The following is a 20,808-nucleotide window of genomic DNA, read 5'->3' on the forward strand; positions in this document are numbered from 1 at the left end:
ATCCATTTATAGAAAATACCAAATACGAAAATAATAAATAGACTAACTACTCCAATAGCGATTAGCCATTCTATCATGTCTACACCTCTGAGTTTTCTTCCATGCGAACACAGATCCAACAGAACTCTACCAACATCGAATAAAATTAGTTCAATTAGCCAAAACTCACAGATGTATTTCCGTTTCTAAAAAATTGATGTGCGAAATAAACATTGATATTGATTTACCTAATTATCGAACAATAACATAATAACCCGTTTACCCCGCCTTACGGACGAACGTTTGACGAACACTACCCGAACGTTTTGAGCAAAGAAAAAAAGCACCCGAAATTAATCGAGTGCTTTCTATTGATTCTCTTTGTCGCATAATTCGGCTAACTTTTCAGCCATACCAAAAGACATCTTATCAATTGTGTTCTTACCGTTTCTCAATCGACTGATTTTACTATCACTGACGCCTGTTTCTTTCATGATGTAATACGCAGACATATCACTATCTAACACCCATTGTATTTTACTTCTCATGTCCATTGTTTGACCTCTTCTTTTGTAAACGGCTCGCCCAATAAAACTTACGTAGATACATTGCGATCAGAATCAACAACGATAGACCCAATGCACTTCCTAAAATCATATATAAATTCATGTTGTTAGTTACAAGAGATGCACGAAAAAGCCCGAAGGCTTATTCATCTTTTTCGATTTCACGTTTAATTTGTTCTGTTTCCCAATACACTTTACGTGCCTTGGTCAATGTGTAAATCACACCAGCTACAACGCTTACCGAAACCAAAACATCTTGCATCTCTTTCCTCCTCCCTTAACTTATATATTAAGTATACCGCACAAACGTACGGCAGTCAACACTTTTACATAAGAAAAACCGTGAATTATCAACTTTATTTAGTCGGTAACTCACGGTTATTTTATTTATTCACACGCAAATCGTCAGTCTCATAAAACGACTCCGCAAAGTACATAAAGGCGCGTTCAATGCGTTTCTGCCCTACACGTTCACCGATATACATGCGTTCTTCAATTTCTACCCAAGTCAACTTATGGAAGTACCGTAACTTCAACATTGTTCGATAAGGTTCAGGCATGTATTCGCACGCTGCCTTGATATTAGTGATAATATTCCTAGCCCAAATAGCGTCAGTATATTTTTGATCGTTTCCGTTCCCATCAGGTCGTCCCGTTGGCATATCTGAAATAGTTGGAGACCCAAGAGATACACGGGCCATGTTTTCTAATCTCGGCAATTCCTTTTCAAAGAGATAGCGGACGTTATCCACTGTTTTACGCTTATCTAGTTCTGGTAACAAAGCCATACACTCAACACCCCCTAAAACTCACATAGTTAACGCACAAGAGATTTTAAACACAATTACATATAAATACCTTATAAACATACAAAAACGCTTAGAACGTCATTTAAGACGCAAAAAGACGCCAACCCGATTTCGTATCGATTGACGTCTTTTATTTCGTTGTTTATTTAACCGGTCGCACGCTTGCAACACAATTTTCTAATCTGCCGTCCCCGTGTTCATTCAGGAACTCAGCCAGCTCATCAGCTCGATTTTTATTATACCCCATATACACTTGCTTATCACGCCCTAAAAGCTTCCACTTGGCGTATGGTAGCGGGTCGATTAAGTCGTACTTACTTCGTGCATAAATAACACGCTCCATCTTACCGTCTTTCGTCCCTTTCAAACGGACGATGTACTTATCTGTCACCGAAACACTTCCTTTACTTTGTTAACAATCTCTGAAAACCATGAATCAACGACATTTTGTGCTTCTTCAACGGTGTTTACTTCTTCGCCTAAAATGTCGCTCATCTGATTTAGCACATATCGTTCTCGTTCTTCTGGCGTACGCAATCGTGCTACTCGCCTGTGTCGGTTATTTGGCATGTAAGTCTCCTAACAATTCTGGGTTCTGATTTACATTTCCATGAACTTCCATTTTGTAATTAACTTCTCCAAGCAACTCACTAACGTTACCGTCGGTGTAACGAAATGAATCTTCTTCAAAAGAAACTACCCCGTACACTTCGTAATGAGGATCCCAAAGGATATCCCCTTCGTAAACTTCAACACCATTGGCATCTTTCAGTCCTGTGTATTGTTCCGTTATCAACGTTTCATATTCCAGGGCAGATAGCCAGATGTTGCGTTTTTTCAAATCGTCCCATGATGTCATTTCTTTGTTGCGTTCGCTCCATTGACGGAACTTAATCTCTCGTTTAGTCATCACTTAACCTCCACTTTTTCTCCGCCAACTTCTGCAACGATTGCATCAGCTAATTGTTTAGACATTCCTCTCTCGTAAGGAATCACAGCCCCGTAGTGAATGAAGTCGATAATATTTAAATCTGTTTTGAAATAGACAACGCATTCTCCGTCCTTATCATCAGAAACTACATACCAACGTGGCTCACGTTTTTGTAGGCGTTCGTCGCCAAATACGTGGTTGACGATTGCTAATTCGCGTTTGCATATCTCAGGATAGGTGTTTTCTGGTGAGTACACATAATTAGACGTATTACTTGTGAAGTCGTACATTTCACATTCGATGTCTTCTAGTAAATCAATAATTGAATCTGGGGATTTATTCCACAAGTCCAACTCATTAATCACTTCTTGTGGCGCATACTTCACTTTTCCAATTGTCATTTTATTTACCCCACATCTTCCTTAGCCAACTTGGCAGAGTGATCACTACATAACTTAAATAAACGCATGCAATCATGTTCATCAATCCAAATGCAACAGGCACACTCTCTACAAATCCGTGCGGAATACCCTCTTCTACTACACGAATCGCAATATTACTAGCAGTCTCAACGAATCCAGTTAGAACAAACCAAACTAATGCAAACTGAACAGTTACTAAAATAAAAGACTTAATTAAATTCATTCCCATACTCCAATTCCTTAATAAGCCCAATGTATTGAATGGCCTTGTTCAAATCTTGTTCACCATTCTTATCTCGGTATCGCATCAAGTATTTAACCGTCGCTTGCTTATATCCAGCGATAGTCGCTTCTTTACCGAATAAATCTGGGTATACATCTTTTAGTTCCTTACCGCTATCTAATTGATAACCGGCCGGCTTAGTCACAGGATCATAGTTATCTTCAACAGTTTCAGGTTTGAACACAGGCTTGATATTGGCAATACTTTCAATCCAAGCAATAAATTCTTCTGGATAATCCGCAATTGATTCGAATGATTCAAAATCTACTGAATCAATAGATTTAACTTTTTCAGATTCGCCTAATACAACGCCACGTAATACCATAGTGTTTCCATTAGATAGCTGCGTTTCGTATGCGACTTGATTATCGGTCAAATATCCTACCACACCATCTTCCGTACTCCATACTACCCATCCGCCTTCTGTCTCAACGTGTTCATCTTCACCATTCCACTGGACGGCAATATCTAATTTATCCATTTTTCCTCCTACGCTTTCCATATTTCAATTCGCAAACTGCGTGTGAAGTGTGTCATCTTCTGCCCAGTCAACTTAGTGATTTGTGCATCATCAAAACCTAACGCTTCTTGCATTGCATCTAACGTAGGCTTAATCATGTTGTCTAAATCTTTCGTTGACCGCTTTAACTGATTGACGTTCGTCTGGTAAAACACCAAGCTAACTGCCAATTCATCTTCTGGTTCCATCTCAACCTTGAATTTGTCATTTAACTCATACAAGGCTTCAATTAGTTCATCTTTGTAGTCATGGTATTTCTTGCCACGATATACAACGTTAGTTCTTGTGTTGTGCTGCAAATCATTACCGCTACCGAAATCATTTTGAAGCTCAATCAACGCTTCAAAGATTTTTACACTCATTCTTGCTCCTTTTTGTGTGACGGTTGTTTCGGGACGTTTCAGTAATGCGTTACGGTTCTATCCCAGTCATACCAACGGTTGTGACGGAAATGTCGATTTAAGGGGTGTCTATTCTTATATATATTATTTTTTTATCTTTTTAATTTATTAAGTAAAAAAGAAATAAAAAGAGTAACAGTCGTAACCTCGCACTTATACCAGCCCTTTAAACCGTCACGCCATTTGAAACACACATCGTCACAACCGTCACGCTACTTAATTTCGTAATATTTTCCATCGCGTTTTGCGACACGAGTGTATCTTTCCGCCATCTTCTTCCCAAACGCTTGTTTACTCATTGGTCGTTCGTTCTCACCCAAATTCAACTGTTCGTAAAAATCACAATAGTTGCCATACAAATCGCTAGCCTTTCGCTCGCCGTGATAATTCGGATGCGAAAGAATTTGCGCCCATTGCGTGAACGGATCAAGCGCCACAATGTCATCAACGATATTGTCTTCAATCTGCCAATCATTCTTCACGGCTTCTTGATATTGCTCGATAGCATACGTGGCCAACATCGGAATTTCATGTGCCAACTTATCTTCTGGGAACATTTGGTCACGCTTATTTCGCTCGCTAGCTGTGGCAACTGGTGCGACTGTCTTGATGATGTGCAGACGACGCTTAATCGCTCCGCTGTCATTAAACACAGGCATTTCATTAACGTTGACAATCATCTTTGCAGTGATGCGATAGTCTGTACCGTCAATCCCTTTTCGTTCAACTGGAGATAATCCGCCACCAGTGATTGACTTAAACGTATCGTCTTCCTTAAATCGAACGCGACTAGCATCATCATCGACCATTAACGACTTACCGACGAATCGAGCAGTTTCAAAACGAGCGTTGTTCCCTTGTAAATTCTTTAACTTAAATGCACCCACTCTTTCAGCACCAAACATAGCTTGAGTTACCTTCGTTACGAAATACGTCTTACCAGTTCCACCTAGTGGGTCTAGCAGGAATAATGCACCTTGTTTCCAACTCATGTTCGACTGGAAAGCGTACCCTAGCCACGCCCACAAGAATTTAGCGTTTTCTCCGAACATGTATTCGGCATATGCCACCCATGTTTCAGGCACTTTGTTTGGATCTGGCGCAAAGTCAAAACCATGAATTACGTACTTTTCTTTCACCGGATTGAAGAAGACATTTGTCGTGACATTCAATGTCCACCCTTTAAATCCGATGTAATTATCTTTGATGCTGTCGTCAAAGTTTCGTGATTTTTCAATCAAGTACGGTTTGATGTCTCGTTGCAACTCGCGTTTCTTGTTTGTGGTAATACGTAACCGATCGCACAAGAACGTAATAGCAACATCGACCATGTTATAGACTTGCTTAACTGGTACTCTGTCCCAAAACGAACCATTCCATATATAGCCCCAATCTTCTTTAACGGCCATATTGTCAGTTGCGATTAACCACTCTGAAAAATCAACAACGGAACTAATTACATACTTGTAGTTACCTTCTTTCGACACTCGAATTTCTAGCCAGTTGTAATCTCCAATAAATTCCGTATTCATCATTGGGTTATTTAATTCTTCATAATCACTAAATGGAATTTGAAGTGTGTTGAATCTATCGACCGAGGTTAGTTTTAAATCATTTGCCATAATTCCCCTTCTAGCCCAAAAGGCGCTTCGTTTTTCTTGTAATGTCTTGCACAGGGTTATCCAGTTGAGAAGAAATGCCACTATTTTCAAACGCATCAAGTAAATCACTTTCGTTAATACCGTTAAAAGCCGTTTTAAGCGCTCCTAGTACTCTTGTAAGGTTATTGTCCCGTTCGCCCTTTAAAAACGTTATGCCATGCTTCTGTGTGTAGCTTGTGATAAACGAAGTTAGATTATCTACGTTAGGTTCTTCTGCGAAACCACCGAACCCACCACTGCCAAAAACATTCTTAGGTTTAGGTACGTATTTAGCTTGTATCTTGTACCGTTTACGTTCCGGCATATCCCATGGAACAATCGTATCTTCTTGTTGCAATGGCAATCCCATAAGCCGTCCTACTGTCTTAGATGCTTCAACATCGTATCCGTAGTTCAGCATATTGAGACCAGCCTTGTTCAGATTAAGAAATACTTCTGAGATAGCATCGTTTAAGTGTTCGGGATGGATAGGTTCGCCCAGTGGAATAAATAGACGCGCTCCATTTTCGTGGGCATTACCGCTATAAATTGCACTTGGCGTTTTCCACAAGTACATTTCAATTTGGCTAGTGGTTAACACCGCCAAGAAATCATGTACTAATTCGTTGTAATCAGGCACTCGATCTAAATCGAAAGTTAGACCATGAACATTGGCGATGTTCGCTCGATTGCGAGCTAACCCTTCTTTCAAATCGCTAGGCGTGAAATATTGAGCTGAATTCTTTTTGAAACTATCAATATCTGTAACGGGTTCGTGTTTTAACGGCAAACTCTCCACGTATTCGATAACGTCTAGTTCGTCTACGAAGTCATAGTCGCCGTACACACCCGACTTCATGAATGCGTACATCATAATTTAATTAGAATCCCCCACCAAACGCATCAGCTTGTGGTTCTGGAGGGAGTGGCGCACCGTTTCCAAATGCATTTTGCGGCGCTTGGGTTTGGTTGTTGTTCTTTGGGTTCACAATAGATTGGTCAATTTGCGTTCCGTTCGGTTGCCATGTTTGAATGTCATTGATGCGTGGGTTGTAGTACGTTGTCTTCTTTCCAGTTTGATTGTCAGTGCTTTCTGACATTTCAAATTGGTTAACAGATACTGAAACCTTCTTACCTACCAACGCAGGAGCGATTGAATTAACATCCGCAGCTTGGCCAGCTTGAATGACGTTCGTCGCAGCGATAAGCGCTCCAATTTCACGGTAACGGAATGGTTGATATGTCGTAACTTCTGAATCGTCCATGAAGAAGTGATTGATAACCGCTCCCTTGTATTGTCCGTCTTCAACTACGAACTTAACAGACATCTTGTCAGCTCCGTTCTTAGCCTTACCTGTTGCCTTTGCTTCTTCAATAGTTACGTTATAGACGCCACCAAATTCTAGTGTTGTTGCTCCTGAAAACTTAATGTCTGCTGGGTTGAATGTGAATGCCATGTTTAGTTACCTTCTTCTTTCGTTTCTGTGTTTGTAGTAGTTTGTGTGTCGTCTTTCAATAGATCGTCTAGTTTGAAATTAGTACGTGTGTCCAATCGATTAGCGCCTTCATTCCCTTTTTCAGGATCAACGTCCACCATGAACTCTCCGCTTTCTTTATGGATACGCCCTAGAATATCGAACCAACCAGCGAATGCGTTTCGTGTCTTATCGTTCATATCAGGTTTGAATGTATTCGGGTTAGCTCCGTCAACTTGATGTGCCGTTGCCAAAACAGGAATTCCTAATTCACGTAATTCTGCTCCTAAGTCTCGGAACCACTTTTGCACCAAATTCCAGTTTTGTCGCCCGTCCTTAGATGCGTTTTCGATATTGTCGATTACCCAATTTTGTAGGGCGCTGACGTTATCTAATACGATCATGTCCACATCAGGAGCAATCTTTTTCCGTCCGTTTTCATCAAGATTAATCTGCTTAGTTTCCTTGTTATAGTCGTATAGGAACCGGCTTAGGTCTGCTCGAACTTGAGCTTGAATTTGAGGCGCATCAGCCTCTCCGTAAGCAATTAATTTGACATTGTCAGTGTCTGCCAATGCGCTGTACGAACCATCAAAACTCAATACCAACTTATTTCCTGAAAACAACTTAATTGCTCGTGTTTTCTTAGTTCCTTTACCTCCATATAGGAAGTACATGTTTCCACCTGACGGGATAGTCCCCGCTTTAAAATACTTAGGCAATGTGTACGCCTCCTTCCTCAAATTGATTGATAATATCAGTCATGTCAGCGCCGAAGTTCTCAATTAAATCTTGCTTCTTACGTAACTTTCCGTCTTTCAGGACGCCCGTACCAAACCGATTGAGAAACGCTTGTGTGATAGCAAATTCTGATCCGCTCATTAATTCCACTTCACTTTCTTGATTTCACTTGTACGAACGACCTTTTCAATATCTTCTTCCACTTGTTGTCCAAACTGTTTCTTCAACTTAGTTGGGCTCTTAATTTCAAAGGCATCAAGACCATACTTGTTGAGGAATGCTTGCTTAATTGGTAGCGTGTCTGGAATATCTTTCTTGATAGAAGTAGCGATTGTGGCTTTCCACATATTCGCCCCATTCAACAGTCGATCACGATATCCTTCTTTGACTACCTTTGTAGGTTTTTCCAAGAAACGAAATGCGTAAGCTAATTGTTCCAAGTCATCATCACTTAACTTAGCTAGATGCTCCGCAGTAATATCTTGGATAGGATATGCTTGCCCCAGTTCGTCAATGATTCGTAACTCATTGCTCATAGTGTCTTAACCTCCAATTTCAATAGTTTGGCCATCTTCTTCGCTTGTGGATTAGCGTTGACAGTTAGCAACATTTCGCCACCTACCACATAGACTTCATCGCCTGTGTAAATGGCGTTGCCGTCAATATCCATACCTACCATTTTTGGTGCATTTTCAGCCTGGAAGAAAGACTTGTTTAGGTAATCTTCTTCGTAACTCATTCCGCCTCCTTGTAAACATAATTGCCCAATGCCATTTTGTTCAGTACATTTGTCACCTTTTTTGCTTGATATTCGTTTTCGGTGGTAGCGATAATATCGCTCGCTCCCCAACGTTGCTTTTTATAAACTGCCCACATTCAATCTGCTCCTTTTACGTCTTCGTAATATTCCAAATAGTCATCTTCTGACACCGACTCACGCACTTCTGGTGGGTCGACGTAATAATCAATAATCTTGTCGTCAGAATTCATCAGATGTCCCCCATATAATCGTTACCATGCGAATATTAGATACGCTCGTTTCATCGATTTCACGATAAGCACGATTGCGATCAAAATATTGTGCTGTGTGTGGTGGATATTCCTTTAACAGCCCTTTGGTGGTTGATTTAAAGAACTTCACCCGCACGTCTCTGTGCATATTGTGAATAGTAGACAACACTTCTTCTTTAAACTCAGCGTCCGTCTTATCCTTTTTAAATAAGGAAATTCGTTTCATATTCGTTTCTCCGTGCTATACTTAACGGATAAATTTTCTGCTAGGAATATTTACCCGAGAGCTGTTACGGTTGCACCCGTGATGGCTCTTTTTTATTTGTCTTCATAGTGGTTGTTGTCAATCGGCCATACTAACTCTCCGATTGCGTCTAGGTGCTTCATCACTGTGTCCCAACCATGTTGAGTGCTCACGTAAATCACGTAAGCGAACAGTGCAATTAAAATTAAATGTGGCATTATTCGTCCTCCGTAAGTTGTTGCATTTTCTCCGCGATAAGCGCAATCGCATCATCAAAATCAGAATTCTCAAGGGTACACTCACACTCATTCGTCTCATGAAAGTATCGACGCAGCGCAACTGCTCCAATCGCCTCAATCGGGGTATTCGTTGTATTCAACGCTACCGTTGCCACTGAAATTGCCTTTGAATTAATCATTTACTTATCTCCTTTTTCTACTTCGCACAATAGCCAAATGACTAGTGCTGTTACGACTAATAAGAATATTGCTAGTCCCATCATTGATCTCCTTTTGCGATTACGAACATCGCTCCAAGAGCGAGCACCAGAAGGATTAGCCATACACCATTCATAAGCATAGCCATTAGTTGCCACGCACCTTTCGTGCTAGCTTATTAGCTCCTGCCAGTAACTCTTCTTCCGTCTTAGGCTTATTTGCCAGCCAATTAAATAGTTGTTTCATAACTGCTATTCAACCCCTTGTAAATTCTTCCTGTTGCGACGCACGACTTGAATACTTCCCAGTCTTTAATCGGAACATAGAAGCCTCGTTCTCTCTTAATTACTGGTGCGTCAGGTCGGTTTAAATAAAGCTCCGTTAGCAGTTCTGGACTCATCATTTCGTAAACAACTAATTCAGATTTATTTAGCGTACCTGGCCAACCAATTTCGTTATATAAGTCTCGAAGCTCCCTTTGGTTATCGTTTAATGTAAAACGTGCTCCCATGAGTAGTTCTCCTTATTCTGGGTTAGATCCGTCAGGCGATGGATTGATTTGAAGATTGTTCAAAGCGAATACCAACATATCTTCTGTTAGTTCCTTGATTGTGATACCAGTTGAAGCTGAAAGCCCTTTGATCCGTGCATGTGTATCTGCTGATACGAACACTGGATTAAGTCCTGATGTTGCCTTATTCTTTGATTGAATTGTTAATTTCGCCGTCATTGTTATTCTCCTGTTTGATATAATTGATTTACTAAATTTGAAGGTGGTTCTTAAATGCTTTTTGTTAAATACTTTTTTCTTTGTTACATGTCATTGTTTGACACTCCGAAACTGTATTTCATTCCGTACCGAAAGTTCTTCTTAGACAACCGGTATGTAATCAAAACAATGCTAGACGATGATAATGTACCTATCCCAGGCTGGCAAAATAACAAGCGTTACAAGTTAACAACCAAAGGTCGAAACTATTTGCATGAGTTGAATTTGCATAAAGGAACGGCTATACGTTCATGGTTAGCCATCATCATTAGTTGCCTAGCTTTATACGTATCCCTTTTTAAGTAACGCAATCGCCAACGCTACAATTGACATAATTAGAGGAATATCCGTTAGCCAGTAATACCACCATGGCTTTCGGATATTTTTTTGTTCTTTTTGCATTGTTTTTTCTCCTACTTAACTAATTGAGACTTCTTAAATTCGATGTAATCTAATGATTGTTTCCAACGATCCTTATCCTTGTCATTCGCCATTAATCCTTGACCTTGAATCATCTTTTTGACTAGCAAGCTCATGCTTTGCTTGCTGATACCTAAGTGCTTGGCAACATCTTCTTGAATGAGTTCTGCGTTCGCTAATGCCTTTTCCCAGTCCTTCTTGCGAGACATAAATCTGACTCCTTTCGTGTATTTTTTGTACTAAGTCATTTGACTTTATCGGTATTCGATACTATAATTACACTATAAATAAACGTTAAAAAACGCCTACTCATCAACAACTTACGCCTATGCTACCAACATCTCGTAAGTTGTTGTACTTTGTCGTGTAACTCAATCGCTTAACTTGGTACAACAAATAATATACCGTTATACGATACTTTTATCAAGGTTTTTTATCGTTTTTTGATACTCTTATTTTAAGGAAGTCGAGAAACGTTGATATGACGCTATTTGAACGTGTAAAAGAAATTTCAAAAAAACGCGGTTATTCACTAACCGAAGTCTCTACAAAAGCAGGAATGGGCGAAAAGTCTCTGTATAGGTGGAAAGAAAACGAACCGTCAGCTGACCGACTAAAAGCCGTAGCCGATGTGCTTGGTGTATCAGTAGACTACCTATTAGGCAATACAGATGAACCCACTCCTAAGCGTGCACCAGAGACCCCAGATATCAAAAAAATGTTGGATGGTTCTCTTACGTATGATGGAAAACCCTTATCGGATCATGACCGTGATGTTGTACGTATATTTTTAGAAACACTAAAAAGCGAAGGATAATTCGCCTATGAGTGATTACAACGACATTTTAAATGCCTTAAATGTATCTCTCGCTGTTTCAGAAACATCTATCGAATGCAAGGGTGTCTACATTCCAGGAGCGCATACAATTCTAGTCAGCCCAGAATTATCAGATGCTGAGCGCCAAGCTGTAATTGTTCATGAATTGGGTCATCTAATAAACGAACATGAATACAATGAATGGAACGCCCCTGCCATTCGTCTAAAACAAGAGCGTCAAGCTAATGAACATTTAGCGGATGAATTAGTTAAAGAATACCTAGATAGCTTTATCACTATGCCGGAATCCATCAGCATTGATGATTTTATTGATAACAGAGGGATTAGCATGGACTTATATGATTGCATCAAGCAAGCTTTTGAGCGAGCAATTGCTTAGAATACGTGCAGCATCCACGTTAAAAGGATTAGGAGATGAGTATTGAGTACAAAAGTAAAATATGGGATTGCTAGCCTTGCCATTCTTAGCATCATAGGTTTAGGGATTACCTATGCCACTGTCAATAGACCTAACATTGAAGAACCAAAGAAATCTGAAAAAGTTTCCAGCAAGAAGCCATCTGCTAAGGCTGAAACAAAAAAGAGCGAACAATTATCATCACAGGCCATTCAAGAACAAACTGTTGTAATCGATGAGCCTGTTCAGGAACAAAATACAACAACAGAAGAATTACCTAAGTCAGACTTAGCCACTCACCTTGAAACAAACACTACAACCCCTGCTCGAGACAACTTCGACAGCGGAATGAGCGAATTAGATGCTTTGGAAGCTACTTTCCAAACATCACCTAACTTGATGAGTAGCGGAGAAATCCAACGCATGTATCAATTGCAAAGAGAAGCAGGAAAGCCAGTAACGCCAATGCGTTACTAAATATTTCAAACAAAAAAGCCATCTCCCCTATTAAGTAGATGGCATACATATACGTGCAGATAGGATCCACGCTAAAAGCTAAATAGGAGTTTAGGGTGTATGGAAAAACAAAATGAAAAGCTTGTGTTACCAATTATTGGTATTGTGTTAGGGTCACTAGCTTTACTGCTTTCTTGGATTCCAATTATTAATAATTTTGCTTTTTTCTTAGCAATCGTAGCTTTGATTTTGACTATTATTTCATATTTTATTAATCGCCAAGGTAAGAAAACGTTGACTTGGGTTAGTTTAGGACTTGCTATAGGTTCCGGAGTGATTGTTCTTGTTACGCAAGCTTCATACTCACGAGCATTTGATGCAGGTGTGGCTACAGTTAGTTCAACAGATAAATCAGACGATGATAATTTTGAACTTCAATCAAAAAACAAAATTCGTGTTCATTACGATGATTACACTTTCTCAGATGAAAAGACTTTTAAATCTGATGTCGAAGACAAATCATGGAATGCCGCAGACGTGAAAATTAATAATGTGACCGTGTACAAATTATCAGAAACAGCCAGATTTGACTCCGTGCATGATGGTGATTTTGATATCGAAGGCTTCGCAAAAATCAATATGTCAGTGACTGCGAAGCAAGATATTAATGCCTATCCTGCTCAAGCTGATGCTGTTGTAAATACGTCGGAACAACATTCTGTCCTATCTAATAATTCTTGGGATGGTGATATCTCTAAAGGTGTAACGAAAGATGGAGACATTTTTATTCCAATTAAAAAGTTGAAAGGTGTCAGTGACATTTCTGATATTCGTTTGAAATTCAGCGCCAATTATGACAGTGATAATTATGATGATAACAGTCACAAAGACTACGATATCAACATTAAACTAAGTAATTAAATTCAACAGACCCACACTCAATCAGGGAGTACTGTCGGTTCGATTCCGACGTGGTTCTATTAACGGCTAAAACGTTAAGCCAATATGTATTATATGGGAGAACAATTATGAGTACTAAAATATTGCCAATCATTGCACGCATCGCAAGTATGATGTCCGTGTTGATGTACGTATCTTATCTACCACAAATTGCTAATAATTTAGCTGGCCAGCACGGTGACCCTATCCAACCTTTGGTTGCTGCCATAAACTGTACATTCTGGACAATTTATGGATTATTTGGGTTAGACGGTCACACTCGTGATAACGCAATTTTGGTCGCTAATATTCCTGGGATTTTCTTTGGATTAACGGCATTTATTACCGCAATTATGCACTAATAAAAAATCTATCACTGTAGTTTGAGCTTTCTGTTAGAGATTAAATTTATGGGTAGCTTAAATTTATATATGCATCATTTACATTAATAAAAATAGATTGGAGAATTAAAATGATAGCTTTGTTAATGCTTTTAGGCCTGATAGGTTTAGGATGTGCAGGAGTACTGTTTACACTATCACCAGAATTTGATGAAAGTGATGATAGTTTGGACTCAAGTTATAGTAAAACATTTATCTTAGTTTTGGTATTAAGCTTGATTCTATTAGTAATCGGACTTAGCTTAAAATTATTTATGTAAGACAACATACTAATACGATGGCCTATTTCACATTAGGCATACCGAATCATTAGCTCAGTTGGTTAGAGCAGACGGCTCATAACCGTCCGGTCGTCGGTTCGAGTCCGACATGATTCATTGCTTACGTGCTAGGAACCACGTTAAAAGCTATATGGGAGTCGTTAGGGATATGTTTAATTGGTTTAAACCCAAAGATGAAGTTTTAGAGTTAAAACTTTATGAATTAGAAACTCAAATACAGACAAAAAAAGAAGAACTAGATAAAACGTTAAAAGAAATTTCTAAAGCTGATACCGTCGTTAGTTTAGACAAGCAAATATTAAATAAATCAATCGAACGGGATCGTCTTAACAAAGAAATTGATGACTTTAAAACAATTATTGATTTGCAAGAACATGGTATCTATGAAAAACAATATAAATTTACAGATTCTCTCGAATACCGAGATGAACTAAAAAAGCTTCGTGACGAAGCCAAAGATATGATTTCCAAAACGAAATCTGCCGCTATTATCGTTGATCCGATGACACTTAACGGTAGTGCTTCTCAAGGACGTGCTATGCAAAACGCACTTATTAAATCTGCTATTCGTGGGTTTAACGGAGAAGCAGATGCCTTGCTAACAAAAATTACAGTATCAAACGTTGGAGCAAAACAAAAAGCATTGGAAAAGGCATTCGAACAACTTAACAAATTGTATTCACGTAATTCTATTGCGATTACTCAATCATACTTTTTGTTGAAATTTAAAGAACTACAATTGGCTGCTGAGTACGAACTTGAAAAGCAACGAGAAAAAGATATTCTTCGAGAACAACGAGAAAAAGAACGAGAAGAAAAGAAACTTATTGCTGAAATGGCAGCACGCCGAAAAGAAATTCAGAAAGATAAGACTCACTATGCCAAGATGATTGAAGCCTTACAAAGAAAGGCTGAAACAAATTCATCAGAAGAGTTACAACAACAAATTTCTGATTACAAAGAAAAGATAACTGTCTTGGAAGAAACAGAAACCGACTTAGATTATCGTGAAGGTCATGCATCTGCAGGATATGTTTACATCATTTCAAACATTGGTTCATTTGGCGAAAACGTATTTAAGATTGGTGTCACTCGTCGCCTAGATCCTATCGAACGAATTAAAGAGCTTGGAAGTGCATCAGTTCCATTTCAATTTGATGTACATGCAATGATTTTTAGCGAAGATGCTTTTGCTCTTGAAACCAACCTACACAATAAGTTCGCCAAGAGAAAAGTAAATAAGGTCAATTCACGTAAAGAATATTTTGAAATTGAGTTATCAGAGATTAAGGAATATCTTGAAAAATTAGAAAATGTTTCTGTTGAATTCATCGATACTGCTGAAGCGTTTGAATACACAGAGTCTCAAAAAATGAATACTGAAAAATAAAAAACGCATATCCCCTCTCGACTAAAAGTAAGGATATGCGCCATGAATGTGATTGCTCACGAAGGTAATTATACCAGACCTGAGTATGTCTTTAAACTGCTCTATTTATATAACGAAAGGTTAGGTTTAAACTAATTATGGCTAGTTTTGAAAAACGTGGTAACAAGTTCCGCGCTGTCGTATCCTATACTAACGCACAAGGAGTGCGTAAAAAGGAAAGTAAGACGTTTGATTTAAAGAAAGAGGCTGTAAAATGGGCATCCGACTTGGAAACAAAAATAAACAATGGATACGATGCATCTGCATCAAAGCAGTCCCTGCCTGATTATTTCGATGAGTGGATCGCTACGTATAAATTAAAATCAGTACGAGAAACTACACGTATCAATTATTTACGATGGGCAAAAATTATCCGCAGTTTATTTGCTGATTTACCTATGAATAAATTATCTACTCCTGTTTTACAGAAAGAGTTAGATAAATTTGGAGAGACACATTCGCCTGGGTACATGCTGAATATAACCAGTGCTTTAAAAGCCTGCTTAAAAGATGCGCATATCGATGGTGTTATCACCAAAGATATTTATACACGATTAGTCTACCGTGGAAACAATGACCAGACTAGAGATGATAAAAACTACCTTGATGCTCGTGAGTTTGAAACGTTGCAGAATTATCTGTATGAACACTCTGATGAGTTTATAACTGATCCGTTTCTGCTTATGGTATTGATTTCTTTGGAAACCGGCGCACGTTTAGGAGAAGTGTTAGCTTTAACGTCACTAGATGTCGATTTAACGCATTCTAAAATCAACATCGATAAATCATACTCAACTCAAACGAAAGTGGTTACAGAGCCTAAAAATAAGTATAGTATTCGTGTCGTTAGTATCTCTACAGGTCTAACAGATATTCTGGCCACTTATCTCTCAAACATAGAAACAAATGAGTTGTTTACAAAGCGTAACTACGTCCGCATGGCAGAATATATGAACACTTTGACTGAACCTTTAAAGCTCACAAAAATTACGTTCCACGGATTACGTCATTCTCACGTATCCTATTTGCTACACAATGATATCGACATCAACTATATTAGTAAACGAGTTGGCCATAAAGACACCAGTGTGACACTTTCAACTTACGCACATATGTTGAAAGAAAAAGAGAATGCTCAAGATAATCTGACACTTGATGTTCTGAATTTAGACAACAAAAAAAGGACTGAAAAATAATTCAGTCCCCAATTGTCCCCAAGAATGTTACGTAAAGCCCATTCTAAGGCGATGTGTGTATCAATTAAAAATTAACCTTCAACAATGTTAGTCAATTCTTCGATTGATTCAACAGAAGCTTCTTCAGCAACCATTGCTTCTTCAACGTTAGTTTCACCTTCACGTCCTTCGATGATCGCGTCGGCCATCTTAGCAGTGATCAAACGAACGGCACGGATAGCATCGTCGTTTGATGGGATAACAACATCGATTTGGTCTGGGTCAGCGTTTGTGTCAACCATAGCCACGATAGGCAAGTTCAACTTGCGACCTTCTTCAACAGCCAATTGTTCCTTGTGTGGGTCAACAACGTAAAGCATGTCAGGAACCTTAGGCATATCTGCGATACCACCCAAGAACTTTTCCAACTTTTCGCGTTGCTTGTTCAACAATGAAACTTCCTTCTTTGGCAATACGTCGAAAGTACCATCTTCTGACATAGCGCGCAATTCCTTCAAGCGTTCGATACGCTTTTGGATTGTTTGCCAGTTAGTCAATGTTCCACCCAACCAACGGTGGTTGATGAAGTACATTCCTGCACGAGTAGCTTCTTCAGCAATTGCGTCTTGAGCTTGCTTCTTAGTTCCAACGAACAATACGATGGCTCCATCAGCAGCAGCGTCGCGGACGTAGTTGTACGCTTGGTCAACCAACTTTACTGTCTTTTGCAAGTCAATAATGTAGATTCCGTTACGTTCTGTAAAGATGTATTCACCCATCTTTGGGTTCCAGCGACGAGTTTGGTGACCGAAGTGAACACCAGCTTCAAGCAATTGCTTCATTGAGATTACTGCCATGAGTATCTTCCTCCAAATGTTTTTCCACCTGAAATTCGCATGTAAGTCACTGACTCTTGCGAGCACCCAGTGATTTATTGAATTCAGTGCGTATTTATGGTCCATTACAATTAATAAACCAAATACAAATTTTACGGGGTTTTATAGTTTAAGTCAATAACTGACTCGTCTTTTTTATAGACGAATTTCATCTTTTCTTTATTACTTAGTATCCGGCGTAAAATCTGTTACGCCATGATCCTTTAAATATTGAGTCTTCGCTGCACGGGTTAGTTTCTTAAAAGCAGCCTCTGCCTTTAATGCTTGTGACTTATCTGGAAAACTTTCCGCATGCAATAACTTTAACGGACGTCGACTAGGTACCTTCGTATACTTTGCCCCTTTTCCAGCTTGATGGGTCGCAAAACGCCGTCCAACATCATCAGTAAAGCCCGCATAGTATGTGTTATCTGCCGTTAGTAAGACATACATATAGTACGGCTTAACCATTTTGGTTACGCCCTTCGTAGATATCCAGAATTTCTTGACGATAAGACCCATCTGCATTGTGGGTCACAATCGGCGGCATAATGCGCGCACCAGTTGGATCACCATCTTTGATCGAATCAATCAAGACAATGTTCGCTTCAGCCCCTTCAAATGGGTACACAAATTGTAGTTTCTTAGGGAACAAGTGTGCCGCACGTAAAGCATCTAAGATTTCGAACAAACGATCTGGACGATGTACCATAAAGAAATGCGCCTTATTCTTCAAAAGCTTGTTAGCTGTCTTAGTAACCAAAGCCAAATCAGCCTTAATTTCATGACGCGCAATGGCGTAATGTTCATCCTTCTTCAAGGCTGTTTCTTCAGAATCAACTTGGAAGTATGGTGGATTTGACACAACCATATCGGCACTTCCTGGACGGATTTCATCAAAGATATCACGCATGTCTTTGTTCACAATTGTGATTTGATCAGATAAACCATTCATTTCCACTGAACGACGTGCCATATCTGCCAAGTCAGGTTGGATTTCCACCCCAACAATATCGCCAATTAGCTTATGCGCCATAAATAGTGATACCGCACCGTTACCGGCACCTAGATCAACGTTTAATCCCTTACCGCGCTTACGAGGTAAGGCAAAGTTCGCTAACAATACCGCGTCTAATGAGAATGAAAACATGTCTTTGTTTTGAATAATGCGAACTTCATCGCTGTAAAGCATATCAATACGTTCGCCTGGCTTTAGGGGTGTTGTCATATCTATTACCTCAAATTCTTTTTATCTTTAGCTGTACAATGACGTACAGGAATAGTCTCCATGGTATAATAATGTGATTATTCAGGAGGTTTTATAATGTTCTATACTTTTGCACGTTATGTCGTAAACGTTGTATTTTGGCTATTTAATGGTCGTTACACCGTTACCGGCAAGGAAAACTTACCTCAAGAAGGTAATTACATCATGGTCGGTCCTCACCGTGCCCTTTGGGACATGATTTACTTCGCTCTGGCTGTTTGGCCAAAGCGATTTACATTCATGGCTAAAAAGGAACTCTTTCAAAATCCCATTTTACGCTGGATTTTGATTCACGCCAACGCTTTTTCAGTTGATCGTGAAAATCCAGGGCCATCTGCCATTAAAACACCTGTGAATACATTGAAGAAGACAGACATGAGTCTTATCATGTTCCCTTCTGGAACACGTCATTCACAAGAAATGAAGGGTGGCGCAATGATGATCGCTAAGATGGCTGGTGTCCCTTTGATTCCAGTTGTCTACCAAGGCCCAGTTAAGATGAGCGAATTCTTGAATCCATTCAAGCGTGGACAAATAAGCGTTGCTATCGGATCAGCAGTTGAAGTTGATCGTAAGATGAAGATGACTGAAGAAAATGTTCAAGTCATCGACCAAGAATTAACAGCTAAGTTTAACGCTTTAGATAACTCAATTGACCCTACTTGGGAATACGTTGATCCAAATCCAAAGGATTAATCTTAATTTAGAAACATAATCATAAAAAAGAACCTTTGAGGATTGTTATCACAATCCTCAAAGGTTCTTTTTGTATTAGCTAATTAAATTAGCTAATTAAATTAACTAATTACTTCTTATCAGCATTAGCTGATTGTGCCTTCATTTGAGCCATCATTTGGTTCAACTTCTTTTGTGAAGGCTTTTGTCCCATTGATGTCATCATTGAGCGCATCATGTCTTCAGAGATAGGTGGGTTGTTCTTCATGTAAGTCGTCATTGAGCGACGTGCTCCGAAGAATCCCGCAACAGCTCCCAAAATAGCTGCAAGTACAACAATAGCAATCCAAATTCCTGTGTTCATGTCAAAACCCCATTATCTAATTTAATATTCACTCAATATTCTACCGAAATATCACCGTGGTGGCTAGTGTTAGTTATCACGAACACCCTTATCACGTTGAATTTGACGAACCTTTTCAGGTGTAACTTCGTTACCATCATCATCAAACACTTGTAGCATTTCAACTTGTGAACGGAAGGCCTTACGGAAGTTAGCCAAGAATTCAGCGCGCAATTCAGCACGTTCGGCTTCTTCTTCTGTTGTCAAACCTTCGTCAGTCTTAGCCTTAGCGGCCAATTCATTGATACGTGTACGAACCGCAGCCATGTGATCAGTTTCAGCTGATTGTCCACCTTGCGCTTCTTCAGCTTCGTGGTTAATATCCTTTGTGCTTACTGGTTCAATTACGTTGTTTTCTTCAGTCATAATAATTCTCCTCTCAAAATTCTTCTTAATTACTATTTTATCATGTTTTCAGCTCATTTTCTAACATGAAAGAAAACGGATACAAAAAGAACACCTATTCATGACGAATAGATGCTCTTTTAAATTTTAATAATTAGATTAGTAGTCCAACAACGTGAAGATGTCGTAACCCTTCAAACGGTCACGCCCGTTCAAACCAGCCAATTCAATCAAGAAGGCCAATCCAACAACTTCACCACCCATTGATTCAACCAACTTAATCGTTGCTTCAATTGTTCCACCAGTGGCCAAAAGGTCATCAGTGATCAATACGCGGTCACCAGGCTTGATCGCATCAATGTGCATTTCCAAGCTAGCAGTTCCGTATTCTAGGGCGTAAGTTTCTGACTTAACTTCACGTGGCAACTTACCCGGCTTACGCGCAGGTACAAGGCCGATTCCCAATTCAGTAGCGACTGGGCCACCAACTAGGAATCCACGTGATTCAGGGCCAACAATTACATTGACATCGTGTTCACGAGCATATTGTGCAATTTGTGCTGTTGCTTGACGGTATGCATCCCCGTCCGCCAACAAAGGTGTAATGTCACGGAAGACAATACCTTGTTCTGGGAAATCTGGGATAGAAACGATGTAATCATGTAAATCTAACATGTTG

The 20,808-nt window shown here is 39.4% G+C and carries 38 protein-coding genes and 1 tRNA gene; 10 read left to right on the forward strand and 29 right to left on the reverse strand.

Annotated elements, in window-relative coordinates; all coding sequences use genetic code 11:
* Nucleotides 1-347: 347 nt before the first annotated feature.
* The 23 genes from KHQ31_RS04890 to KHQ31_RS05000 form a co-directional block, all read right to left on the reverse strand.
* Nucleotides 348-533, reverse strand: coding sequence for an XRE family transcriptional regulator (locus KHQ31_RS04890; RefSeq protein WP_213408380.1), 186 nt, complete (start codon nucleotides 531-533; stop codon nucleotides 348-350).
* 395 nt (nucleotides 534-928) lie between these two features.
* Nucleotides 929-1,333 carry an RNA polymerase subunit sigma-70 gene (locus tag KHQ31_RS04895; protein ID WP_213408391.1) on the reverse strand — a complete coding sequence of 135 codons (405 nt, stop codon included), beginning with the start codon at nucleotides 1,331-1,333 and terminating at the stop codon, nucleotides 929-931.
* 163 nt (nucleotides 1,334-1,496) lie between these two features.
* The gene (locus KHQ31_RS04900) at nucleotides 1,497-1,745 is read right to left on the reverse strand and encodes a hypothetical protein (RefSeq protein WP_213408393.1); all 249 of its coding nucleotides are present in this window, start codon (nucleotides 1,743-1,745) and stop codon (nucleotides 1,497-1,499) included.
* Entirely contained in the window at nucleotides 1,742-1,924 is a 183-nt protein-coding gene (locus KHQ31_RS04905) for a hypothetical protein (RefSeq protein WP_213408395.1), read from the reverse strand. The genes KHQ31_RS04900 and KHQ31_RS04905 overlap by 4 nt, the downstream gene beginning before the upstream one ends.
* Nucleotides 1,914-2,264 (reverse strand): YopX family protein, encoded by a 351-nt coding sequence (locus KHQ31_RS04910; RefSeq protein WP_213408397.1) that lies wholly within the window; start codon nucleotides 2,262-2,264, stop codon nucleotides 1,914-1,916. The genes KHQ31_RS04905 and KHQ31_RS04910 overlap by 11 nt, the downstream gene beginning before the upstream one ends.
* Entirely contained in the window at nucleotides 2,264-2,686 is a 423-nt protein-coding gene (locus KHQ31_RS04915; protein WP_213408399.1) for a hypothetical protein, read from the reverse strand. The genes KHQ31_RS04910 and KHQ31_RS04915 overlap by 1 nt, the downstream gene beginning before the upstream one ends.
* A gap of 1 nt (nucleotide 2,687) precedes the next feature.
* Complete coding sequence (locus tag KHQ31_RS04920) at nucleotides 2,688-2,930, reverse strand: hypothetical protein (protein ID WP_213408400.1); 243 nt, start codon at nucleotides 2,928-2,930, stop codon at nucleotides 2,688-2,690.
* Nucleotides 2,917-3,471 (reverse strand): DUF3310 domain-containing protein, encoded by a 555-nt coding sequence (locus KHQ31_RS04925; protein WP_213408401.1) that lies wholly within the window; start codon nucleotides 3,469-3,471, stop codon nucleotides 2,917-2,919. The genes KHQ31_RS04920 and KHQ31_RS04925 overlap by 14 nt, the downstream gene beginning before the upstream one ends.
* Before the next feature lie 8 nt (nucleotides 3,472-3,479).
* Nucleotides 3,480-3,872: a RusA family crossover junction endodeoxyribonuclease gene (locus KHQ31_RS04930; RefSeq protein WP_213408403.1), complete on the reverse strand. Its 393-nt coding sequence runs from the start codon at nucleotides 3,870-3,872 to the stop codon at nucleotides 3,480-3,482.
* A 251-nt stretch (nucleotides 3,873-4,123) separates the two neighbouring features.
* Nucleotides 4,124-5,533, reverse strand: coding sequence for a DUF5906 domain-containing protein (locus tag KHQ31_RS04935; protein WP_213408404.1), 1,410 nt, complete (start codon nucleotides 5,531-5,533; stop codon nucleotides 4,124-4,126).
* A gap of 10 nt (nucleotides 5,534-5,543) precedes the next feature.
* On the reverse strand, nucleotides 5,544-6,425 hold the full coding sequence (locus KHQ31_RS04940; RefSeq protein WP_213408405.1) for a hypothetical protein: 882 nt from the start codon (nucleotides 6,423-6,425) through the stop codon (nucleotides 5,544-5,546).
* Nucleotides 6,426-6,432: 7 nt separating this feature from the next.
* Nucleotides 6,433-7,008, reverse strand: a complete 576-nt coding sequence (locus KHQ31_RS04945; RefSeq protein ID WP_213408407.1) for a DUF669 domain-containing protein — start codon at nucleotides 7,006-7,008, stop codon at nucleotides 6,433-6,435.
* 2 nt (nucleotides 7,009-7,010) lie between these two features.
* Entirely contained in the window at nucleotides 7,011-7,748 is a 738-nt protein-coding gene (locus KHQ31_RS04950; protein ID WP_264336056.1) for an ATP-binding protein, read from the reverse strand.
* Complete coding sequence (locus KHQ31_RS04955) at nucleotides 7,741-7,908, reverse strand: hypothetical protein (protein WP_213408409.1); 168 nt, start codon at nucleotides 7,906-7,908, stop codon at nucleotides 7,741-7,743. Before KHQ31_RS04955 ends, KHQ31_RS04950 begins: the two co-directional genes overlap by 8 nt.
* On the reverse strand, nucleotides 7,908-8,303 hold the full coding sequence (locus KHQ31_RS04960; protein WP_213408411.1) for a hypothetical protein: 396 nt from the start codon (nucleotides 8,301-8,303) through the stop codon (nucleotides 7,908-7,910). The genes KHQ31_RS04955 and KHQ31_RS04960 overlap by 1 nt, the downstream gene beginning before the upstream one ends.
* Nucleotides 8,300-8,506, reverse strand: a complete 207-nt coding sequence (locus KHQ31_RS04965) for a hypothetical protein (RefSeq protein WP_213408413.1) — start codon at nucleotides 8,504-8,506, stop codon at nucleotides 8,300-8,302. Before KHQ31_RS04965 ends, KHQ31_RS04960 begins: the two co-directional genes overlap by 4 nt.
* The gene (locus tag KHQ31_RS04970; RefSeq protein ID WP_213408415.1) at nucleotides 8,503-8,643 is read right to left on the reverse strand and encodes a hypothetical protein; all 141 of its coding nucleotides are present in this window, start codon (nucleotides 8,641-8,643) and stop codon (nucleotides 8,503-8,505) included. Before KHQ31_RS04970 ends, KHQ31_RS04965 begins: the two co-directional genes overlap by 4 nt.
* A 103-nt stretch (nucleotides 8,644-8,746) precedes the next feature.
* Nucleotides 8,747-9,004: a hypothetical protein gene (locus tag KHQ31_RS04975; RefSeq protein ID WP_213408417.1), complete on the reverse strand. Its 258-nt coding sequence runs from the start codon at nucleotides 9,002-9,004 to the stop codon at nucleotides 8,747-8,749.
* A gap of 92 nt (nucleotides 9,005-9,096) precedes the next feature.
* A complete protein-coding gene (locus KHQ31_RS04980; protein WP_213408419.1) occupies nucleotides 9,097-9,240 on the reverse strand; it encodes a hypothetical protein in 144 nt (47 codons plus the stop codon).
* Complete coding sequence (locus tag KHQ31_RS04985) at nucleotides 9,240-9,440, reverse strand: hypothetical protein (protein WP_213408422.1); 201 nt, start codon at nucleotides 9,438-9,440, stop codon at nucleotides 9,240-9,242. The genes KHQ31_RS04980 and KHQ31_RS04985 overlap by 1 nt, the downstream gene beginning before the upstream one ends.
* A 248-nt stretch (nucleotides 9,441-9,688) precedes the next feature.
* Nucleotides 9,689-9,970, reverse strand: coding sequence for a hypothetical protein (locus tag KHQ31_RS04990; protein ID WP_213408424.1), 282 nt, complete (start codon nucleotides 9,968-9,970; stop codon nucleotides 9,689-9,691).
* A 12-nt stretch (nucleotides 9,971-9,982) separates the two neighbouring features.
* Complete coding sequence (locus tag KHQ31_RS04995) at nucleotides 9,983-10,189, reverse strand: hypothetical protein (protein WP_213408426.1); 207 nt, start codon at nucleotides 10,187-10,189, stop codon at nucleotides 9,983-9,985.
* A 452-nt stretch (nucleotides 10,190-10,641) separates the two neighbouring features.
* Nucleotides 10,642-10,857, reverse strand: a complete 216-nt coding sequence (locus KHQ31_RS05000) for a MarR family transcriptional regulator (protein WP_213408428.1) — start codon at nucleotides 10,855-10,857, stop codon at nucleotides 10,642-10,644.
* Between the two features lie 272 nt (nucleotides 10,858-11,129).
* Here KHQ31_RS05000 and KHQ31_RS05005 point away from each other — a divergent pair, with 272 nt between their 5' ends.
* The 9 genes from KHQ31_RS05005 (at nucleotide 11,130) to KHQ31_RS05045 (ending at nucleotide 16,585) form a co-directional block, all read left to right on the forward strand.
* Nucleotides 11,130-11,465, forward strand: a complete 336-nt coding sequence (locus KHQ31_RS05005; RefSeq protein ID WP_213408430.1) for a helix-turn-helix domain-containing protein — start codon at nucleotides 11,130-11,132, stop codon at nucleotides 11,463-11,465.
* Between the two features lie 7 nt (nucleotides 11,466-11,472).
* Nucleotides 11,473-11,865: an ImmA/IrrE family metallo-endopeptidase gene (locus tag KHQ31_RS05010; RefSeq protein ID WP_213408433.1), complete on the forward strand. Its 393-nt coding sequence runs from the start codon at nucleotides 11,473-11,475 to the stop codon at nucleotides 11,863-11,865.
* Between the two features lie 42 nt (nucleotides 11,866-11,907).
* Nucleotides 11,908-12,360: a hypothetical protein gene (locus KHQ31_RS05015; protein ID WP_213408435.1), complete on the forward strand. Its 453-nt coding sequence runs from the start codon at nucleotides 11,908-11,910 to the stop codon at nucleotides 12,358-12,360.
* A 99-nt stretch (nucleotides 12,361-12,459) separates the two neighbouring features.
* Nucleotides 12,460-13,260, forward strand: coding sequence for an FUSC family protein (locus KHQ31_RS05020; RefSeq protein ID WP_213408437.1), 801 nt, complete (start codon nucleotides 12,460-12,462; stop codon nucleotides 13,258-13,260).
* 107 nt (nucleotides 13,261-13,367) lie between these two features.
* A complete protein-coding gene (locus KHQ31_RS05025) occupies nucleotides 13,368-13,640 on the forward strand; it encodes a SemiSWEET family transporter (RefSeq protein WP_213408439.1) in 273 nt (90 codons plus the stop codon).
* Nucleotides 13,641-13,750: 110 nt separating this feature from the next.
* The gene (locus KHQ31_RS05030) at nucleotides 13,751-13,939 is read left to right on the forward strand and encodes a hypothetical protein (RefSeq protein ID WP_213408441.1); all 189 of its coding nucleotides are present in this window, start codon (nucleotides 13,751-13,753) and stop codon (nucleotides 13,937-13,939) included.
* 43 nt (nucleotides 13,940-13,982) lie between these two features.
* Nucleotides 13,983-14,056 (forward strand) — tRNA-Ile (locus KHQ31_RS05035).
* Between the two features lie 52 nt (nucleotides 14,057-14,108).
* Nucleotides 14,109-15,350, forward strand: coding sequence for a DUF4041 domain-containing protein (locus KHQ31_RS05040; RefSeq protein ID WP_264336057.1), 1,242 nt, complete (start codon nucleotides 14,109-14,111; stop codon nucleotides 15,348-15,350).
* A gap of 137 nt (nucleotides 15,351-15,487) precedes the next feature.
* A complete protein-coding gene (locus KHQ31_RS05045; RefSeq protein ID WP_213408444.1) occupies nucleotides 15,488-16,585 on the forward strand; it encodes a tyrosine-type recombinase/integrase in 1,098 nt (365 codons plus the stop codon).
* 71 nt (nucleotides 16,586-16,656) lie between these two features.
* Here KHQ31_RS05045 and rpsB read toward each other — a convergent pair whose 3' ends face one another.
* From rpsB to KHQ31_RS05060, 3 genes are all read right to left on the reverse strand, one after another.
* Nucleotides 16,657-17,421 carry a 30S ribosomal protein S2 gene (gene rpsB, locus KHQ31_RS05050; RefSeq protein WP_213408446.1) on the reverse strand — a complete coding sequence of 255 codons (765 nt, stop codon included), beginning with the start codon at nucleotides 17,419-17,421 and terminating at the stop codon, nucleotides 16,657-16,659.
* Between the two features lie 201 nt (nucleotides 17,422-17,622).
* Nucleotides 17,623-17,910: a GIY-YIG nuclease family protein gene (locus KHQ31_RS05055; protein WP_213408448.1), complete on the reverse strand. Its 288-nt coding sequence runs from the start codon at nucleotides 17,908-17,910 to the stop codon at nucleotides 17,623-17,625.
* Nucleotides 17,903-18,667, reverse strand: coding sequence for a tRNA1(Val) (adenine(37)-N6)-methyltransferase (locus KHQ31_RS05060; RefSeq protein ID WP_213408450.1), 765 nt, complete (start codon nucleotides 18,665-18,667; stop codon nucleotides 17,903-17,905). The genes KHQ31_RS05055 and KHQ31_RS05060 overlap by 8 nt, the downstream gene beginning before the upstream one ends.
* A 96-nt stretch (nucleotides 18,668-18,763) precedes the next feature.
* Here KHQ31_RS05060 and KHQ31_RS05065 point away from each other — a divergent pair, with 96 nt between their 5' ends.
* The gene (locus KHQ31_RS05065; RefSeq protein WP_213408453.1) at nucleotides 18,764-19,402 is read left to right on the forward strand and encodes a lysophospholipid acyltransferase family protein; all 639 of its coding nucleotides are present in this window, start codon (nucleotides 18,764-18,766) and stop codon (nucleotides 19,400-19,402) included.
* Nucleotides 19,403-19,511: 109 nt separating this feature from the next.
* Here KHQ31_RS05065 and KHQ31_RS05070 read toward each other — a convergent pair whose 3' ends face one another.
* The 3 genes from KHQ31_RS05070 to KHQ31_RS05080 form a co-directional block, all read right to left on the reverse strand.
* On the reverse strand, nucleotides 19,512-19,745 hold the full coding sequence (locus KHQ31_RS05070; protein WP_213408455.1) for a YneF family protein: 234 nt from the start codon (nucleotides 19,743-19,745) through the stop codon (nucleotides 19,512-19,514).
* Nucleotides 19,746-19,814: 69 nt separating this feature from the next.
* Entirely contained in the window at nucleotides 19,815-20,051 is a 237-nt protein-coding gene (locus tag KHQ31_RS05075; protein ID WP_213409721.1) for a DUF896 domain-containing protein, read from the reverse strand.
* A 237-nt stretch (nucleotides 20,052-20,288) separates the two neighbouring features.
* Nucleotides 20,289-20,804 (reverse strand): adenine phosphoribosyltransferase, encoded by a 516-nt coding sequence (locus tag KHQ31_RS05080; RefSeq protein ID WP_213408457.1) that lies wholly within the window; start codon nucleotides 20,802-20,804, stop codon nucleotides 20,289-20,291.
* Nucleotides 20,805-20,808: the final 4 nt, after the last annotated feature.

Origin of the sequence: Weissella ceti (genome assembly GCF_018394055.1) — a bacterium.
Classification (GTDB): Bacteria; Bacillota; Bacilli; order Lactobacillales; family Lactobacillaceae; genus Weissella; species Weissella ceti.

Bases quoted from the DNA above. Each gene is read 5' to 3' on its own strand.
- KHQ31_RS05010 (WP_213408433.1), top strand. From the start codon at position 11,473: ATGAGTGATTACAACGACATTTTAAATGCCTTAAATGTATCTCTCGCT.
- KHQ31_RS05000 (WP_213408428.1), bottom strand. From the start codon at position 10,857: ATGTCTCGCAAGAAGGACTGGGAAAAGGCATTAGCGAACGCAGAACTC.
- KHQ31_RS04905 (WP_213408395.1), bottom strand. From the start codon at position 1,924: ATGCCAAATAACCGACACAGGCGAGTAGCACGATTGCGTACGCCAGAA.
- KHQ31_RS04890 (WP_213408380.1), bottom strand. From the start codon at position 533: ATGGACATGAGAAGTAAAATACAATGGGTGTTAGATAGTGATATGTCT.
- KHQ31_RS04995 (WP_213408426.1), bottom strand. From the start codon at position 10,189: ATGACGGCGAAATTAACAATTCAATCAAAGAATAAGGCAACATCAGGA.
- KHQ31_RS04945 (WP_213408407.1), bottom strand. From the start codon at position 7,008: ATGGCATTCACATTCAACCCAGCAGACATTAAGTTTTCAGGAGCAACA.
- KHQ31_RS04935 (WP_213408404.1), bottom strand. From the start codon at position 5,533: ATGGCAAATGATTTAAAACTAACCTCGGTCGATAGATTCAACACACTT.
- KHQ31_RS05055 (WP_213408448.1), bottom strand. From the start codon at position 17,910: ATGGTTAAGCCGTACTATATGTATGTCTTACTAACGGCAGATAACACA.
- rpsB (WP_213408446.1), bottom strand. From the start codon at position 17,421: ATGGCAGTAATCTCAATGAAGCAATTGCTTGAAGCTGGTGTTCACTTC.
- KHQ31_RS05005 (WP_213408430.1), top strand. From the start codon at position 11,130: ATGACGCTATTTGAACGTGTAAAAGAAATTTCAAAAAAACGCGGTTAT.
- KHQ31_RS05020 (WP_213408437.1), top strand. From the start codon at position 12,460: ATGGAAAAACAAAATGAAAAGCTTGTGTTACCAATTATTGGTATTGTG.
- KHQ31_RS04925 (WP_213408401.1), bottom strand. From the start codon at position 3,471: ATGGATAAATTAGATATTGCCGTCCAGTGGAATGGTGAAGATGAACAC.
- KHQ31_RS04920 (WP_213408400.1), bottom strand. From the start codon at position 2,930: ATGAATTTAATTAAGTCTTTTATTTTAGTAACTGTTCAGTTTGCATTA.
- KHQ31_RS04990 (WP_213408424.1), bottom strand. From the start codon at position 9,970: ATGGGAGCACGTTTTACATTAAACGATAACCAAAGGGAGCTTCGAGAC.
- KHQ31_RS04970 (WP_213408415.1), bottom strand. From the start codon at position 8,643: ATGTGGGCAGTTTATAAAAAGCAACGTTGGGGAGCGAGCGATATTATC.
- KHQ31_RS04910 (WP_213408397.1), bottom strand. From the start codon at position 2,264: ATGACTAAACGAGAGATTAAGTTCCGTCAATGGAGCGAACGCAACAAA.
- KHQ31_RS04985 (WP_213408422.1), bottom strand. From the start codon at position 9,440: ATGATTAATTCAAAGGCAATTTCAGTGGCAACGGTAGCGTTGAATACA.
- KHQ31_RS05070 (WP_213408455.1), bottom strand. From the start codon at position 19,745: ATGAACACAGGAATTTGGATTGCTATTGTTGTACTTGCAGCTATTTTG.
- KHQ31_RS04915 (WP_213408399.1), bottom strand. From the start codon at position 2,686: ATGACAATTGGAAAAGTGAAGTATGCGCCACAAGAAGTGATTAATGAG.
- KHQ31_RS04895 (WP_213408391.1), bottom strand. From the start codon at position 1,333: ATGGCTTTGTTACCAGAACTAGATAAGCGTAAAACAGTGGATAACGTC.
- KHQ31_RS05045 (WP_213408444.1), top strand. From the start codon at position 15,488: ATGGCTAGTTTTGAAAAACGTGGTAACAAGTTCCGCGCTGTCGTATCC.
- KHQ31_RS04955 (WP_213408409.1), bottom strand. From the start codon at position 7,908: ATGAGCGGATCAGAATTTGCTATCACACAAGCGTTTCTCAATCGGTTT.
- KHQ31_RS04960 (WP_213408411.1), bottom strand. From the start codon at position 8,303: ATGAGCAATGAGTTACGAATCATTGACGAACTGGGGCAAGCATATCCT.
- KHQ31_RS04930 (WP_213408403.1), bottom strand. From the start codon at position 3,872: ATGAGTGTAAAAATCTTTGAAGCGTTGATTGAGCTTCAAAATGATTTC.
- KHQ31_RS05040 (WP_264336057.1), top strand. From the start codon at position 14,109: ATGTTTAATTGGTTTAAACCCAAAGATGAAGTTTTAGAGTTAAAACTT.
- KHQ31_RS05060 (WP_213408450.1), bottom strand. From the start codon at position 18,667: ATGACAACACCCCTAAAGCCAGGCGAACGTATTGATATGCTTTACAGC.
- KHQ31_RS04980 (WP_213408419.1), bottom strand. From the start codon at position 9,240: ATGCCACATTTAATTTTAATTGCACTGTTCGCTTACGTGATTTACGTG.
- KHQ31_RS05065 (WP_213408453.1), top strand. From the start codon at position 18,764: ATGTTCTATACTTTTGCACGTTATGTCGTAAACGTTGTATTTTGGCTA.
- KHQ31_RS05075 (WP_213409721.1), bottom strand. From the start codon at position 20,051: ATGGCTGCGGTTCGTACACGTATCAATGAATTGGCCGCTAAGGCTAAG.
- KHQ31_RS04940 (WP_213408405.1), bottom strand. From the start codon at position 6,425: ATGATGTACGCATTCATGAAGTCGGGTGTGTACGGCGACTATGACTTC.
- KHQ31_RS05025 (WP_213408439.1), top strand. From the start codon at position 13,368: ATGAGTACTAAAATATTGCCAATCATTGCACGCATCGCAAGTATGATG.
- KHQ31_RS05030 (WP_213408441.1), top strand. From the start codon at position 13,751: ATGATAGCTTTGTTAATGCTTTTAGGCCTGATAGGTTTAGGATGTGCA.
- KHQ31_RS05080 (WP_213408457.1), bottom strand. From the start codon at position 20,804: ATGTTAGATTTACATGATTACATCGTTTCTATCCCAGATTTCCCAGAA.
- KHQ31_RS04975 (WP_213408417.1), bottom strand. From the start codon at position 9,004: ATGAAACGAATTTCCTTATTTAAAAAGGATAAGACGGACGCTGAGTTT.
- KHQ31_RS04965 (WP_213408413.1), bottom strand. From the start codon at position 8,506: ATGAGTTACGAAGAAGATTACCTAAACAAGTCTTTCTTCCAGGCTGAA.